Source organism: Noviherbaspirillum galbum, from assembly GCF_010974945.1.
In the GTDB taxonomy this organism is placed as follows: domain Bacteria; phylum Pseudomonadota; class Gammaproteobacteria; order Burkholderiales; family Burkholderiaceae_D; genus Noviherbaspirillum; species Noviherbaspirillum galbum.
The window spans coordinates 14266-30194 of record NZ_JAAIVB010000080.1; the positions used below are offsets into that span (position 1 = coordinate 14266).

A 15929-nucleotide genomic window follows, 5' to 3' on the forward strand; every position below is an offset into this window, starting at 1 on the left:
TACGAAAACGTTCCCTCCCCTTCAAGTGGAGGGCTAGGGTTGGGATGGGTTTCGGTGGCGAGCAAAGAACAGCATCGACATCGCCAGCAAACTGGAAACTGTTCTTTGTAGTGCTCAAGAACCCCATCCCCACCCCAACCCTCCCCTTGAAGGGGAGGGAGTGAAAAGGACCCAACCCTCCCCTCGACGGGGAGGGAGTTAAAGGAGCCAGAAAATGACCAAGCAAGTGCAAGAAGCCTACGTAGTCGCCGCCACCCGCACCCCGATCGGCAAGGCGCCGCGCGGCATGTTCAAAAACGTCCGCCCCGATGACCTGCTGGTGCGCGCGCTGCAGGCCGCGATGGCCCAGGTGCCCAGCCTCGATCCGAAGACCATCGAGGACGCCATCGTCGGCTGCTCCTTCCCGGAAGCCGAGCAGGGCATGAACATGGCGCGCAATACCGTGATCCTTGCCGGCCTGCCGAACACCGTCGGCGGCGTGACCGTCAACCGCTACTGCGCGTCCGGCATCACCGCCGTGGCCATGGCGGCCGACCGCATCCGCGTGGGCGAGGCCGACGTGATGATCGCCGCCGGCGCCGAGTCGATGTCCATGGTGCCGATGATGGGCCACCATCCCGCCATCAACATGAACGTGTTCAAGGACGAAAACATCGGCCTCGCCTACGGCATGGGCCTGACCGCCGAGAAGGTCGCTCAGCAGTGGAAGGTCACGCGCGAAGAGCAGGACGCCTTCGCGCTGGAATCGCACCGCCGCGCCATCGCCGCCCAGCAGGGCAATGCCCGCGAAGGCGAGATCTGTTCCGTCGAGATCGTGGAGAAATTCCCCAACCTCGCGACCGGCCAGATCGATGTCAAGACCCGCACCGTCAGCCAGGATGAAGGCGCGCGCGCCGACACGAGCCTGGAAGCGCTCGGCAAGCTCAGGCCGGTGTTTGCCGCCAAGGGCAGCGTTACCGCCGGCAACAGCTCGCAGACCTCGGACGGCGCGGGCGCGCTGATCCTGGTCAGCGAAAAGATCCTGAAGCAGTTCAACCTGACGCCGCTCGCGAAGTTCTCTTCCTTCGCGGTGCGCGGCGTGCCGCCGGAAATCATGGGCATCGGTCCGAAGGAAGCGATTCCCGCCGCCTGCCGCGCCGCGGGCATCACCCAGGACCAGCTCGACTGGATCGAACTGAACGAAGCCTTCGCCGCACAGGCGCTGGCCGTCATCAAGGATCTCGGCCTCGATCCGGCCAAGGTCAACCCGTTCGGCGGCGCGATCGCGCTCGGCCACCCGCTCGGTGCCACCGGCGCGATTCGCGCGGCGACCGCCGTGCACGCGCTGCGCAACCGGAACCTGAAGTACGGCATGGTGACGATGTGCGTCGGCGCCGGCATGGGCGCGGCAGGCATCTTCGAACGTGTCTGATCCGGCATGAAGCAAGCGAAAGCCGTACGGTGCGAACCGTGCGGCTTTTTGCCTTCTGGCGCAGTCCGGCGGAATGTCCCGATCCGGCCTAAAATCCAGGCGACGCAATGACAATCACAAGACCCACCCCAAGAGGAGCATCATGGAAATCCTGACCCGCAAGGAAAACGGCGTACTGAGCATCGAATTCAACCGCCCCGAAAAGAAGAACGCGATCACCGCCGCGATGTACCAGGCCATGGCGGACGCGCTCAAGGATGGCGAGGCCGACAGCGCGGTGCGCGCCATCCTGATCACCGGCAAGCCCGAGATCTTCACCGCCGGCAACGACCTCGACGACTTCCTCAAGAACTCCGGCGGCGACGTCGGCGACCGTCCGGTATGGCAATTCATGCGCGCCCTCAGCGGCGCCAGCAAGCCTGTCGTGGCCGCGGTGGCGGGCAATGCGGTCGGCATCGGCACGACCCTGCTGATGCATTGCGACCTCGTGTACGCCGCCGAGAACGCGAAGTTCTCCATGCCGTTCACCCAGCTTGGACTGTGCCCGGAGTTCGCGTCCAGCCTCCTGTTCCAGCAAGTCGCTGGTTACCAGCGCGCGGCGGAAAAGCTGCTGCTCGGCGAGGCCTTCGGCGCGCAGGAAGCGCAGGAGATGGGCTTGGTGAGCCGCGTGGTGCCGACCGTCGACCTGCATAGCTTCGCGCTCGGCAAGGCGGCCTCGCTGGCGGCCTTGCCCGCCTCCTCGCTGCGCGTGACCAAGCGCCTGATGAAACAGGCACAGGCACAGGCGATCCGCCAGCAGATGGACGAGGAGAACAAGCATTTCGGCGCGATGCTCAATGCGCCGGAAGCCAAGGAAGCCTTCACCGCCTTCTTCGAGAAGCGCCGCCCCGACTTCACGAAGTTCGCCTGATTCGCCACGTCCCGCGGCTGGCCGATTCCGGCCAGCCTTCCTCACCCGCAGCCTCCCGCCATCTCTTCGTTTCATCGCCGCGCTTCTTTAGGCAATGGAATCAAGCACTTCACCCGCGCGATTTGAAAAAACGCTAAGGTCGTGCCATTAAGCCGAACGGCACCTTTCCGTCGCTCACTCATCCAGGGCCCCGGCATGCATACCGCATGCGGGCGCTACTCAAGGAGTTTCGGATGATGCCCGCGCTGTCCAGTCGACTCTTCGACTTTGCCTACAAGCAAGACGTTACCTCCTCCATCCGCACCTACCTCGAGCGCGCGCTCGGCAGGGTGGAAAGCATCGGCGTCCTGCCGTCGCGCGCCAATGCGACCGCGCCGCTCGACATCTACCTTCAGCCCGGACTGGATCGCGACGAGATGACGGTCTCGAGGAACTGCGGCACACCAACGGAAGACGAATGGGCCATCTGGGGAATCGTTGCCGACAGGGTGAATGCCCAGTTCAAGGACTGGAACATCCCCGCCACCTTTCATCTCGATCCGAAGGGCCTGACGCGCTACAGCCAGGGCAACGGCGTGGCGCTCTACCACTGCGGCAACATGAATGGCGGCTTCTTCGTGCAGGATGGCCGCCACATCGGGCGCATCTTCCTGCAGGACGACGGGCCGACGTCGATCTACGTGCACGAACTCGCGCATACCACCTCGCTGCATCCGCAGGACGTGGTCAGCAAGGATGGCTTCAACCTGCTGCGCTTTCCCGAACGGCATGGCCTGGCCCCGGACTTCATGGAGGCGATCTGCGAGCCGGGCGCGCATGGGATGCCCGCCTCCAAGCTCATCTACAACGACGCCTGCGTCAGCAGGGGCTATGGCCTGGATGAAAGGCAGCGGGATACGGATGGCGACGGCTTCGGGCCGCTCGAGCTCATCCAGTCCAAGCTCAGGCTGAGCAATCCCGGCGCCCGCGAAGACATCCTGAAGGAAGGCACCGATTATCTCGTTGGCTGGCTGCACGACAATTTCGGCGCCAAGGTGGCCGGCTATTTCGCCGCGGCCATGTGCAAGGAAGTGATCGACTTGCTGGGAGCGCGCGCGATCAGCCGCCTGAACTGCAGCCCGACGGTGCAGCGCGGCCTCAACATGTCGCTGCGCGTGGTGTCGTCCATCGTGCAGTGCGCGCTCATGGGACAACCCTTGACCGGCATGGCGATGGGCGCGGCATCGCTGTGCCTGCAGAGCGTGCTGATGCAGCGCACCCTGCATGCGCTCGCCGGGCTCGTCGGCGGCGAGGCCATCCAGGGCATGCTCGTCCTCGGCCTGGGCCGGGGCAACTGGCACGCCGTCGTGGGCCTGGTCAGCGCGTTCGCCGGACGCCATGCGGGCCAGGCGCTGGCCGAGACATGCAACATCCTCATGCAATGCTGCAGCCGGGACAACAGCATCCAGCGCGAGGCCTATCTCGATCTGGTGAACGATCCGAACCGCTGGCTGCGCTGCATCGGCACCGCCATGGCGAAGACCCGGGTAGGACAGCAGCTCGACAAGGTCGACCGCTGCCTGTCCGGATTGCTGTCCCGCCTGCGCGGCCATTCGCTCTACGAGTGCCTGTACCGTGAGCCGGAGCGGACGCGCCAGAACGAGGTGAACGCCGCCGCCGCCGATACGCTGCGCGAGGTGATCGTGATCGCCGGCAACGATCAGCCAAAGGGCAGGCGTGCTCCCGTCGCCGCGCAAGGCAGGAGGGCCGGCGCAGCGCCGGCAAGCCCGACGGTCAAGCCGCTCACCAGCATCCTGATCCACCGGCCGGGAGAAGCGCAGCCTCCCGCGACGAGGCCGCACGAAGCTGCGGCCAGGAGCGCATACCGTTACGCCGAGGACATCGAATCGGGCCTGATGCCCCGCTAGGAAAGCCATGACCCCATCTTCATCTAGCCTGTCGGCCGCGGTTGCGCGGCATGCGCCATCCCGCTCCGCCTTGCCGATGCAGTCGCCGCCCATGCCGGACATGCGCCACGCCGGGCCTTCCGCCTCGCTCGTGCAGCCGCCGCGCCACCGGGATCGCATGGCGCGGTTTCCGGACCCGCAGGTGGCATTGGCGGACGCCATCCGCCGGCGTGACGTGCGCGATCTCGTCCTGGCATGCCAGCACGGGGCGAGCGCCCACCTGCCTTTGCCCGGCAACACGCCGCCCCTGCATCTGGCGGCTCGGCTCGGCTTCGTGGCGGGCGTGCGCGCCTTGCTGGCGACCGGCGCACGCCCGGAGGCCTGCGACAGGCGCGGCATGACCGCCCTCTCGGAGGCGGCAGCCGCCGGCGAGCCGGCAGTGATCTCCCTGCTGGCGGATCAACTGCGCCGGTCCGGCGCGGCCAGAGATGCAAACCCCGGTGAGCCGCGCGCGACGCGCTTCCGGCATTCGATCTGCGAACGCCTGTGCGGCAGGCGGCCCCGCGCGCCTGCCCCGACCGGCGGCGAAGGCGAGGCGCTGCCTATCGACAGGCTGGCGCTTGCCGCGCAAACCGCGCGTTGCGGCGTGGAGGCATACGACCGGCTGGAAGCCTGCATGGATGACGACCTGGACGCCTTGCGCGTGCTGGCACAGGCGGCGACGCCGTTCGACAAGCGCCTCGTCTGGCAACGGCGAATAGAAAGGCTGCGGCGTGACATGCCGCATGGCACGGCGGCGGACTGGCTCGAGGCGGCGAGCGTGCGCAACGACCTGGGCGGCATCTTTGCCTTGCTCGCCGCATGCCGGGACACGCAAGACCGCGGGCCTTCCTTGCCCTCCCATTCCATGATGCGGCTTCGCCTCGACATCGCCGACCTGGACCGCGTGATCGCGGCGGCAATCACGCGCATGCGCCTCACGCTCGCGGTCACGCCCCGGCATGCCGCGGCCCTGACCTGCATGATCGAGGCGCGCGCCAGCATGGCTTCGCGGACATGGCATGGCAGGCAGGGCTTGCGTCACTGGCTCGACGAGCAATTGCTGGGCCTGGCGTCCGCATGCCGTCATGATACGGACCTGATGCCGGTTCGGACACTGATCGCGCTGGGCGCGAATGTCAACGCCAGCCGGCAGCAGGATGGCGCATCGGTATTGCACCTTGCCGTCGGTTCCGCCGCGCTGACCAGTCTCCTCGTCGCCCGGGGAAGCCGGCTGGCCGCCCGGCGCGAAACGCTGCTCCGGGAAGGCGCGGCGCGGCCAGCGAATCACGGCGACACCCCCCTGCATGCCGCGGCACGCCGGCTGCCGGCGTCCATGCCGGCGCTTGCGGTGCTGCTGCAAGCCGGCGCCGATGCCTCCCTGCGCAACCATCGTGGAGAGACGCCGCTCGACCTGGCCACCAGGCCTGCCAGCAGGCTGCGTCGAACCGCGGTGCGCGGCCTGCGTCATCTTTTCCAGGTCGCCGCGCGCACGGGGGCGGGGTCGCGTTCAGGATGACGGCAATGCGCCCGGGTCTTGCGCGTTCCTGGTGATGGCAGGCCCGGGCTCGCGTGCCGGCATGTCCATGTCATCCACCACGCGGAAATGGCTTCCCGCCAGGCGATGCGCCTGATTGAGGAAGGATGGAAGCGTCGACGCGAGCGGGCGTCCCGGCGTGCGATCTTCGACATAGACGATGGCGGGAGCCGGCCAATCCTCGAGATGGATCGGCGGCGGGCGATGCAGCCGTGCGCCGCGCGCCCCCGCTGGCCCGGGTCCGCTGCTGCCGATGCGGAAGGCGGAAGGGAGGCGCGGACGCTCGGACACGGCCGAAAACGGGGCCGGGCCGGACACGGCAGCGTCGCGGGGCCGGCTGGACGACGCCATGGTCTGCAGCGTGGAAAACGCCTGTTGACGGTCCAGCTCGGCGAGCAAGTCCTTGCGGGTACGGCCGATCAATGTCGACAGTGCGCGTTCCCACTGTCCCATGATGTTGTCGTACTTTTCCCGGTACCGGGCGGAAGTGGCGTTGTTTGCACTGTCTTCCTCGAACTGTTGGGCGCGCTGCTGATAATGGCGGGTCAGCCTGTCGGCTTCCGGCTGGCAGCGCATCTCGACATAGCGCTGGAAAGGGGCCCAGGTGGCGAGATAGCTTCGCAGCGCGTCGGCATCGGCGAGCCGTTGCCGGACCAGGACTTCCGCGCGGCGCAGGTCCTGGTCGCCGACGTTCGCGTAGCGTTCGAACTGCATCTCCCGCGCCGGCAAGGGAAGGTCGAAGGCGGCGCGCAGCCGGGTCCGGAAAGCCATCTTGACTTCGAGCGGGTCATGGTGGCGCGGATGACTGGCAAGCCAGCGGACGGCGGCGGCATCCACTTCCTGCAGGGCGAGATGGCATCTTGCCAGCTTCATCATTTCCGCCGGCGTCTTGCCGGCCGGATTGAAGCGTTCGTTGAATACCAGGACCGACATGTCGTTGATGCAGTCCGTCACGTTGTCGTCGCAGCTGCTGGACGCGTCGCGCGCCAGCTCGAAACAGGTGGCGCGCAAGGACGGCGGACCGGCGGCCAGGCTCTGCACGAGATCGGCGAGCCGCATGGACAGCGCGCCATTGGCGGCGCCTGGCTCGCGCATGACGGACAGGCTGGCTACCCGGTCCAGCCATTCGTAGAAGCAGTCCGCCGATTCGATCGGCCGTCCATCTTGGCCCATCGCGAACGCGGTTCGCCGCGCCGGTGGAAGCAGGGCCCGAGCCAGGCTGGAGTCGTGCGGGCGCATGCCGTGGAACTGCACCGCCGCCGACAGTCCGTCGTCGTGCGCCAGGGCGCCGTGCTCCAGGATTTCGCGCGGCACGACGCGGATGGGATTGTCGCGGATGTCCAGCAGCCGCAGCCGTGGCAGGCCGGCGAGTTCGGCGGGAAGCGAGCTGAGCCGGTTGCCCGTGAGGACGATGCGGCCCAGGCTGGACAAGCTGCCAAGTTCCGGCGGCACGGTCTCGAGCATGCCGTTGCGGACCACCAGGCATTCGAGTTCGCCGAGGCGGGGAACGCCGCCGGGAAGCCGCGCGATCGGCGCCCGGATCTCGAGATGGCGCAGCCGCGACAGCGCCTGGATGCCGTCCGGCATGGCGGCGAACCTGCCGGCAAGCACCAGGGTGTCGAGCGAAGGCAAGGCATAGAGCCAGGCGGGCACCGCGGCAATCGCGCTTTCCAGGCTGAGCGAACGCAGGCCGGTCAGGGCGGCGACCGGCGGCGGCACGGCGGTCAGGTTCTCGCTTGCGAGGCTGAGCTTGCGCAGACGGGACAGGCGGTCGACCTGCGCGGGCAGGCGGGTGATGTCCGACCCGCGGGCATCGATCGATCGCAGCCGGGGCAGCCAGTTGATTTCCTGGGGCAGGGCGGACAGCGCGGTGTTCGCCACGTTGAGCTGGCCGAGATTGTCCAGCCAGCCGGTTTCCCTGGGCAGCGCGGCTATGGGGTTTCCGGACAGGTCGAGTTCTTCGAGGGACGCGAGCTGGCCGAGCTCCCTGGGCATCAGGCGGATGGCATTGCCGGACAGGTCGAGTTGGCGCAGCCGCCTGAGGGAAAAAAGTTGCGGCGGCACTTCGCGCAGCCCGGCACGCCTCAGGCTGAGCGTGTGCAGGTTGGCGAGCCGGTCGATCTCGGGCGGGACGGCCAGGCTCAGGCCGGAAACACGCAACTCTTCGAGATGCGTCAGCCGGCACACCAGCCGCATCGGCAATTCATCGGCGTGGCCGGCCGGTATCGTCAGGCCGGTAGCGCGGTCGCGCCGGCAGGCTCGCAGCATCCGGGCCGCGGGCGCGCGGACGGGATGCTGGCGCGCATCGCGCGGGCCGGCCGTTTCCCAGCGGTTCACCTGGTCGGCAAAGCCGCTTTGCGGATCAGGGTGATGGCGCCAGCCTGGCATCGCCGCTTCCGGGCGGGCATCACCCTCATGGACATGCGACAGGTTCGTGCCGCAGCAAGGATTGAAAGGGATCAGCTTGCCTAGCCAGGTCATGGAATGCCTTTCCTGAGAAATGCGTCGGGCGGCGCGTGCAATACGCGATGAGATGGATTCGGTAGATAAACGGGCAATGCAACGAGGATGCGTCGGGAAGAGCCTGCCTCGAACGTCGGTGACGGGGCGGCGGACGCCGTTCGGGAAAGGCAATCGGAGGTTGACCCAGATCAGATCGGGCCCGGTGCCTCACTGCGTCATTTGCAGGATGGCCCGGCTCGCGTCGGGCGGCAGCACGAAGCGCGCCAGCGCGGCGGCCTCGGCGAGCCGCTCGTCGAAGCGCAGCCTGCCGTCGTCGTCCAGGCTGGCAAAGCCGGTCTTGCCGAGCGTCGCGATGAAGGTGCGGAAGATCGCCTTGTCGAAGAATTCCGGCGCATTGAATTCGCGCAGAAGGGAGAGCCGCTGCGCCTGCAGGTGGCAGAGCGATTCGAGCTCGGCCGGGGTTAGGCTGCCCGAGCCGCGCCGCGTCATCGTCGCCAGGGTGATGAAGTAGCGCATGAGGGTCGGGCGGATCGCCTGGCCGAGCAGGTTCAGCTGGACGTACTGCTCGCTGTTGAGGCTCGGCGGCGCCAGCCGGCCGTCTTCCTGCCGCGCCAGCCAGCCCGTGCCGGCCAGCGCATCGGCGTGGGCCTGCACCATGCCGTCGAATTCAGCCGCGCTCCAGCGCAGGAAAAGCTCGGCGCGCAGGAAGGGGTAGACCGTGGCCGACAATGCCGACAGGTCGCCGCGCGTCATGGCCGCATGGCGCGTGGCGATCGAGGCGACCAGCGCCGGCGTGGCGAAGGCATGCAGCACGTTGTTGCGCGCATAGCTGCACAGCACCGCCTCTTCCGGCGGAAAGTGGATGATGTCGCCCAGCGGATGCGGCTGCCGCTGCACGAGCTTCAGCGATTCGCAATAGTCCAGCATGGCGGCGCCGTCCATGCCGGTCAGCTGGGTCTGGGGCGAGTAGGGCAGGGCCGCCGCCAGCCGGCGATAGGCGTCGAGCAGCCGGACCAGCTGGTGCGCATCCATCGCATGCCTGGGCGTGGCAAGCAGGGCCAGGCTGACGAGGTTGACCGGCCCGATCACGGCGGCGGCGTTGATGCCTGTGGATAGCCGGCGCATCAGGCGCTCGATGCTCTTGCCCAGCCAGGCGGGGCGTGCCTCGGTGCGGTCTTCGTCCGGTTGCGGTTCTTCGCGCCAGCCGGGATGGGCGGCGTCGAGGATGTCCGGCAGGCGTACCGGTTCGCCGAAATTCAGGTGCACCTTGCCGAAGTTCTTCTTCAGCTCGCGCACCGACAGCAGCAGGTCGAGCAGCGATTCCTTCTTCTTCGGCCGGCCCATGAGCTCGCCGATGTAGGTCCTGCCCTCGAACAGCTTCTCGTAGCCGATGTAGATGGGCACGAACACGATGGGCCGCGCCGGTTCGCGCAGGAAGCTTTGCACCGTCATGGCCAGCATGCCCGCCTTGGGTTCGAGCAGGCGGCCGGTGCGGCTGCGGCCGCCCTCGATGAAGTATTCGATGGAATACCCCTTGGCGATCATCATGTGCAGGTATTCGTTGAACACCGCGGCATAGAGCTTGTTGCCCTTGAAGGATCGGCGCAGGAAGAACGCGCCGCCGCGCCGCAGGATGCCGCCCACCACCGGCAGGTCGAGGTTGGCGCCGGCGGCGATGTGCGGCACCATCAGGCCGCGGTGGTAGACCACGTAGGACAGCAGGAGGTAATCGATGTGGCTGCGATGGCTGGGGACGTACACCACTTCCTGTCCCTGCGCGACCTCGCCGACGGTGTCGAAGCGATGCACCGCCACGCCGTCGTAGAGACGGGTCCAGAGCCAGGTCAGCAGGCGGTCCAGCACCCGCACCACCGGATGCGAGTAATCGGCGGCGATCTCCCAGGCATATTCCCGGGCGCAGCGCTCGGCCTTCGCGCGCGCCTCAGGCGAGCCGCCCTGCGCCCGCGCCTCGGCCTCGATGGCCGCTTGTACCGGCGCGGCCGCGAGCACGTCGCTGATGCGCGTGCGGCGATGCGACAGGTCCGGCCCGATGGCCATCTCTCGCTGCTCCCGGAAATGACGGCGCAGCACCCGGTTGATCCGGCGCAGCGAGGTGTCGTGGTCGCAGGTGTCGCCGATGACCTCGTGCAGGGACACCGCCTCCGAGAACCGTACCAGCGGCTCGCGTCCGTGCAGCACCAGGGTAATCATCTGCTTGAGGGTGCCGCGATTGGCCCAGTCTTCCGAGAACAGCTGCTTCCAGATGGAGTCTTTCTTGTCGGGCGCCCGACCCCACAGGATGGTGACCGGCACGATCTGCGCGTCGAAATCGCGCTGGCGGCAGGCGCGGTCGACCAGCGCCGTGAGCAGGGAAGAATGCCGCGGCCTGGCGCGGGACAGCCAGGGCTCAGGACGGGCCAGGAAGAAGAACGACCGGCCCCGCGGCATGCCATCGAGGGTAAGCGACCCGAGCGGCGAGGGCAGGCCCAGCCGCTTCGCCTCCTCGTTCAGCAGCAGGGTGTTCGGCAGGAAGCGCTGCTGCAGGACATAGATGACCGGCAGCTCTGGTTTCAGGCCGAGCTGGGCGGCGTCGGCCGGCAGCACCCGCGGCCGGCTCCACAGGTAGAGCAGCTTGCTGACTGCATGCAGCAAGGGACGGTCGAGGCCGAACAGGCTGGGCATGGAGGATGTCGGGTTTGGTTCGGGCTGGTTGGGGTGCTTGTGTCAGTGTAGCAGGGGTTTCGCAAGGCATTGCCTTGCGCCTGCGTAACCGAACCGCCCTGCAAGGCAGTTCGTGGGATCCGATTGTGCTTTTCTCCGGACGACCGAAATGGGATCCCCGCCTTCGCGGGGATGACAGGAGGGGCGCAGTGCGACAGCGGCAGGGCAGTCCAACGGAGAGAGGGCGGGAACACCACCCGCCCGCTCAACCACGCATCAGCCCGTCGATCAAGCGCCGGTGCATCGCGCCTTCGCACCGCCTCCGCTCCGCAGCGGCCTGCGCGAGCAGTTGCAAGCCGGCGTCATCGGTCCGGTCGAGCAGCCCATCGATGCGCGCGTCCAGTGCCGCCAGCGCCTGCCGCCCCTGTCCGTCGCCGAATCCGGAGAGCTGCCGCAACTGCGCCCCGACCTCATCGTCATCCAGGATCCAGGCATGCAGCCGGCCGTCGCTTTCCTTTTCAAGGATGGTGGCCCGGGCGGTTTCCGCAAACCGCCGGACCACGTCCGGATCGGCGCTGGACGGATGCAGGGGAGGACAGGCAATCGGCTCGGTGAAGCCGGGGTCGATGCGATTGATGTGGTCGATCCCATGGATGACCGCTTCCAGCGGATCCCCCTGTCCGAGGTTCAGCGCGCGCAAGGTGGCATCGAGTTCGGCAATCAGCGATTCCAGCCGCCACTGCGCCCGGAGATTGCGCAGCAGTTCGCCGAGGCAGCGCCTGCGTTCGGCATGCGCCGCGGCGGGCAGGCCCTGCCACGTTTGCTTGAGCAGGTGGCGCCGGGCGACCAGCCACAGGCGGGGAAAGGTCAGGGACGGACGCTCGCAGCAGGCGCCGGTCGCATCTTGAGAAAATGCGAGGACTGCGCCGCGCGACCTGGGGTGTCCTGCCATCTGTTCGAGCAGTTGCAGCACCTGCAGCCGGAGTTGCTGGAAATGATGCGGCGGCATGCCCGCAAAGGCGATGCGTGCGCCATGGCGCAGCTTGTCGAGCAGCTCGGTGAAATCCGTTGCGCCGGCCTCTTGCTGCCAGGCCGCCGCCTGCCGGGTCGCATCGCCCCACCTACCTTGCGATGCGTCGTCTCCAGCCCAGCACATGACCGCCTGCTGCAGCGTCGTGACATGCGTGATATGCGGACGGCGGCATGCGCGGCCGAGTTGGTAAACGGCGACGCCGGCCAACGAGGTAGCGGCGGACAGCAAGCTCAACGCGGCGGTCATGCCGAGCGGATTCGACGCATTCAGGCGCTGGATCTCGGCGCCGTCCATGGCGTAGAACAAGCCGATGCAGACGCCCGCGCCCGCCATGCCGGCAATGACGTTGTTGCGGAATTCACGCAGCTGCGCGGGCCCGATCGGGCAATGCCTAAATAAGGATTGCGGGAACGACGGATGGAACAGCCCGCTGCGCCAGGGCTCCCGCAGGCGGATTTGCGGCTGCCGGATGGCAAGCGCCGCGCGGGCGCTCAGCAAGGGCGAGGTGGATCGCGGCGCGGCGGCGACAGGCGTAATGGAGGAAGGCATGCGTAACCTTGGCGGGAATCGAGGGCGGTTGGTGGTGTCGATACCGTCTTCGTGCCCGGCATGGCGCGCGCATTCACGCCGCACAGGAAAACCGCCTGCGCCAGATCAAGCCCGATGCATTCTTCCTGCCGCCTGCCGGTCAGCGCTTCTTCAGGAAACGTGCCCACCAGCCCTTGCGCGGCATCACGTGCTCGGCCTGGCTGGGCGCGGCCTGCATTTGCGGGCCATGCGTGGCGCCTGACCTGTCCGCGTCGGACGGCGGGTTGGATGCCGGGCTGGTTGCGGGATAGTCGGCGGCGGATGCGGCTTGACGGGAGGGATCGGCATGCTCCTCGTGCCGAGGCGGACCCTGTTCGTTGCCCGCTTGCCCCGGCAAGGGCTGGTCTTGCATTGCCGCATCGGGTTTAAGTGTGGTGGGATCGTCGTGCCCGTGTTCCGACGCTTCCACCTGCTTGTCGTACTCGAGGAACAGGACCTTGCTTTCCAGCACCTTGATCACGTTCTCCTTGTCGGCAAGGCGTGCCCGCAATTCGGTCGTTACCTGGTCCTTCACCTTGCGCAATTCGGCTTCGAGCGCCAGCGCGCGTTCGAGCGCCTTGGTGCGCTCTTCGAGGATGGCGATGCGCATGCGGTCGCGCGCCACCGGGTCCATGCCGTCGTCCTCGCCGTGCAGCCTGCCGTAGGCGCGCAGCAACTCCGAGGTTTCGATCTGCGTTTCTCCCTCTGGGGAAACGGTCTTGCTCAGGCGTCCGCGCTCGATGTCGCGATAGATCGTCGAGCGGTTGCGCCTGACCAGCTTTGCTGCTTCTGAAATGGAAACGAGTGCCATGGTTCGATACGTTGCCGTGCGCGGTCCCGGGGTTTCGTTTCATGCTTCATGATGCGTAGGGACGCGCGCAAGGCTCAGTCAGCCCTGAGTGTTTTCACTACTGACAACGTGCACCGGAAAAAATTCTTGGCGCCGCGGCAAACCGTGCCGATCACCGCCCCGGCGTCCTCGCCTTTTCTCCCTGCGCACGGATGGCGGACAGGCTGGCGTTCGGCGTCAGCAGTTCCGGATCGTATTGCAGCTCGATCAGCGCGGGCAGGTTGCTGGCGTCGATGTGCCGCAGGGCGCGCGGCAAGGCCTCGGCAAAGGCTTGCGTGCTGGCAACCGCTTCGCCGAAGGCGCCGTAGGCGCGGGCAAGCGCGGCGAAATCCGGATTGCGGATCGCGGTGCCCGAGATCCGGCCCGGATATTCGCGTTCCTGGTGCATGCGGATGGTGCCGAACATGCCGTTGTTGAAGACGATGAACAGTACGCCCGCGCCGTACTGCACGGCGGTGGCGAGTTCCTGTCCGGTCATCATGAAGTCGCCGTCGCCCGCGAAGTTCACCACCGGGCGGTGGATGCCCTGCATCTGCTCGATGATCTTCGCGCCGACCGCGGCGGGCACGCCGTAGCCCATGGCCCCGGAGGTCGGCGCGAGCTGGGTGCGGAATCCGCCGTACGGCCAGAAGCGGTGCGCCCAGGTCGCGAAGTTGCCGGCGCCGTTGGTAACGATGGTGTTGGCTGGCAAGGCTTGCTTCAGCGACTGCACCACCTGCCAGAGATTGAGCGGCGTCTCGCGGTCCTTGAAGACCGGCGGCTCCGCCTGCCACGCGGCAAGTTCTGCCCGCGCCTCGGCAACGCCGGCCGACCAGGCGCTGCTGTCGATGGGCGGCATCGCCGCCAGGGCTTGCGCGATCTGCGGCATGCCGCTGTTGATCATCAGGTCGGCCTGGTAGACCCGGCCGAGTTCTTCCGCGCCGGCATGGATGTGCACCAGCTTTTGTCTTGGCACCGGCGAGTCGAGCAGGGTATAGCCGCTGGTGGTCATCTCGCCCAGGCGCGGGCCGATGGCGATGAGCAGGTCGGCCTGCCTGATGCGCGCCGACAGCTTGGGATTGATGCCGATGCCGATGTCGCCGATGTAGTTCGGATGGCGATTGTCGAGCAGGTCCTGGAAGCGGAAGGCGCAGGCCGCCGGCAAGGCGTTCGTTTCCACGAAGCGGCGGATGTCGTCGCAGGCGGCCGGCGTCCAGCCGGCGCCGCCGAGGATCACCACGGGTTGGCGGGCGGCGGCGAGCATGTTCCGCAGCTGGTCCAGTTGCGACGCGGCGGGCGAGGCCTGGACCGGCTGGTATGGCCTGGCGTCCGCGACGTCCGCCTGGTCGGCCAGCATGTCCTCCGGCAAGGCCAGCACCACCGGGCCGGGCCGGCCGCTGGTGGCGACCTGGAAGGCATGGGCCACGTATTCCGGAATGCGGTCGGCGCGGTCGATCTGCGCGGTCCACTTGGTCATGGTGCCGAACATGCGGCGGTAGTCGATCTCCTGGAAGGCTTCGCGCTCCACGAAGTCGCCGCCCACCTGGCCGATGAAGAGAATCATGGGCGTCGAATCCTGGTGCGCGGTGTGCACGCCGATGGAGGCATTGGTCGCGCCCGGTCCGCGCGTGACGAAGCAGATGCCGGGCTTGCCGGTAAGCTTGCCGTAGGCCTCGGCCATGAAGGCCGCGCCGCTCTCGTGGCGGTTGATGATGAAGCGGATGGCGGAATCGTGCAGGGCGTCGAGCACCGCGAGATAGCTTTCGCCGGGAACGCCGAAGGCGATCTCCGTTCCTTGTGTCTTGAGGGCATCGACCAGGAGCTGGCCGCCGGTCCGTAGGGTCATGGCGCGGGTCCGTGCATGGAAAAACGATAACGTAGCAGAAACGCGCCGGGCGTGGCTGCCATGGCCGCAAGGGCCGATGGGTTACAATGGCGCCCGAAGCAAGCCAGACAGCCGCTGGTTGCCCCGGTTTCCGGGGCGGCGGGAGGAAGGTCCGGACTCCATAGAGCAGGGTAACGGCTAACGGCCGTCCGTCGAAAGCCGCAAGGTATAAGGCGCGGAACAGGGCCACAGAGACGAGTCTTCGGGACGTCCGGCATGCCGGCGTCACGAAGGGTGAAACGCGGTAACCTCTATCCGGAGCAATTCCAAATAGGCACGCGATGATGCTGCTCGCGGAGCGTGCGGGTAGGAAGCTTGAGCCACGGAGCAATCCCTGGCCTAGAGGAATGGCTGTCATAGCAAGCGGGGGCGACTCCGGGCGCCGTAACAGAATCCGGCCTATCGGCTTGCTTCATTTTCCCAAGTATCGGTTTCTGATTTTTCGTGACCGTCAGGCGAAGGTTTTTTGCGCGACCTCAATGCATTGTCCGGATGTGTCGCTAAACTGATGCATATTCAATGACCGACAGAGCTTGCCGGCCGTGGGATGACTCCGCGAATTGCCGTGGATGACGACAACATTGCGCTTCGAATTTGGCGGCCGCCGAAACATCCTGATTGCGCAACGGGAACCGTCCTCCCGCTTCGAAACGTTCATCCCACGACCAGCAAGCTTTGTTTTTTTGTACTGGAATGTTGCCGGGTTTT

General features: G+C 67.0%; 9 protein-coding genes and 1 other RNA gene. 5 read left to right on the forward strand and 5 right to left on the reverse strand.

Annotated features, from left to right (window positions below; all coding sequences use genetic code 11):
- Positions 1-214: 214 nt before the first annotated feature.
- The 4 genes from G3574_RS25770 to G3574_RS25785 all read left to right on the forward strand — a co-directional run bounded on the left by G3574_RS25770 (position 215) and on the right by G3574_RS25785 (position 5765).
- Positions 215-1411, forward strand: coding sequence for an acetyl-CoA C-acyltransferase (locus tag G3574_RS25770; RefSeq protein WP_163968433.1), 1197 nt, complete (start codon positions 215-217; stop codon positions 1409-1411).
- A 142-nt stretch (positions 1412-1553) separates the two neighbouring features.
- Entirely contained in the window at positions 1554-2321 is a 768-nt protein-coding gene (locus tag G3574_RS25775) for an enoyl-CoA hydratase (protein WP_163968434.1), read from the forward strand.
- 233 nt (positions 2322-2554) lie between these two features.
- Entirely contained in the window at positions 2555-4228 is a 1674-nt protein-coding gene (locus G3574_RS25780) for a hypothetical protein (protein ID WP_163968435.1), read from the forward strand.
- A 7-nt stretch (positions 4229-4235) separates the two neighbouring features.
- Positions 4236-5765, forward strand: coding sequence for an ankyrin repeat domain-containing protein (locus G3574_RS25785; protein ID WP_163968436.1), 1530 nt, complete (start codon positions 4236-4238; stop codon positions 5763-5765).
- On the opposite strand, the gene G3574_RS25790 is transcribed toward G3574_RS25785, so the two are convergent.
- From G3574_RS25790 to G3574_RS25810, 5 genes are all read right to left on the reverse strand, one after another.
- Entirely contained in the window at positions 5757-8264 is a 2508-nt protein-coding gene (locus G3574_RS25790) for an NEL-type E3 ubiquitin ligase domain-containing protein (RefSeq protein ID WP_163968437.1), read from the reverse strand. The two genes, G3574_RS25785 and G3574_RS25790, sit on opposite strands and share 9 nt — an antisense overlap.
- Positions 8265-8453: 189 nt before the next feature.
- Positions 8454-10928: a glycerol-3-phosphate 1-O-acyltransferase PlsB gene (gene plsB, locus G3574_RS25795; RefSeq protein WP_163968438.1), complete on the reverse strand. Its 2475-nt coding sequence runs from the start codon at positions 10926-10928 to the stop codon at positions 8454-8456.
- A gap of 244 nt (positions 10929-11172) precedes the next feature.
- The gene (locus G3574_RS25800; RefSeq protein ID WP_163968439.1) at positions 11173-12489 is read right to left on the reverse strand and encodes an NEL-type E3 ubiquitin ligase domain-containing protein; all 1317 of its coding nucleotides are present in this window, start codon (positions 12487-12489) and stop codon (positions 11173-11175) included.
- A gap of 139 nt (positions 12490-12628) precedes the next feature.
- The gene (locus G3574_RS25805; protein ID WP_163968440.1) at positions 12629-13318 is read right to left on the reverse strand and encodes a hypothetical protein; all 690 of its coding nucleotides are present in this window, start codon (positions 13316-13318) and stop codon (positions 12629-12631) included.
- A gap of 151 nt (positions 13319-13469) precedes the next feature.
- Complete coding sequence (locus G3574_RS25810) at positions 13470-15182, reverse strand: thiamine pyrophosphate-binding protein (RefSeq protein ID WP_163968441.1); 1713 nt, start codon at positions 15180-15182, stop codon at positions 13470-13472.
- Positions 15183-15277: 95 nt separating this feature from the next.
- Here G3574_RS25810 and rnpB point away from each other — a divergent pair.
- Positions 15278-15639: RNase P RNA component class A (gene rnpB, locus G3574_RS25815), an RNA gene on the forward strand.
- The last annotated feature ends 290 nt before the right edge of the window (positions 15640-15929 follow it).

Coding starts and splice junctions, on each gene's coding strand:
- G3574_RS25770 (WP_163968433.1), top strand. CDS start 215: ATGACCAAGCAAGTGCAAGAAGCCTACGTAGTCGCCGCCACCCGCACC.
- G3574_RS25775 (WP_163968434.1), top strand. CDS start 1,554: ATGGAAATCCTGACCCGCAAGGAAAACGGCGTACTGAGCATCGAATTC.
- G3574_RS25780 (WP_163968435.1), top strand. CDS start 2,555: ATGATGCCCGCGCTGTCCAGTCGACTCTTCGACTTTGCCTACAAGCAA.
- G3574_RS25785 (WP_163968436.1), top strand. CDS start 4,236: ATGACCCCATCTTCATCTAGCCTGTCGGCCGCGGTTGCGCGGCATGCG.
- G3574_RS25790 (WP_163968437.1), bottom strand. CDS start 8,264: ATGACCTGGCTAGGCAAGCTGATCCCTTTCAATCCTTGCTGCGGCACG.
- plsB (WP_163968438.1), bottom strand. CDS start 10,928: ATGCCCAGCCTGTTCGGCCTCGACCGTCCCTTGCTGCATGCAGTCAGC.
- G3574_RS25800 (WP_163968439.1), bottom strand. CDS start 12,489: ATGCCTTCCTCCATTACGCCTGTCGCCGCCGCGCCGCGATCCACCTCG.
- G3574_RS25805 (WP_163968440.1), bottom strand. CDS start 13,318: ATGGCACTCGTTTCCATTTCAGAAGCAGCAAAGCTGGTCAGGCGCAAC.
- G3574_RS25810 (WP_163968441.1), bottom strand. CDS start 15,182: ATGACCCTACGGACCGGCGGCCAGCTCCTGGTCGATGCCCTCAAGACA.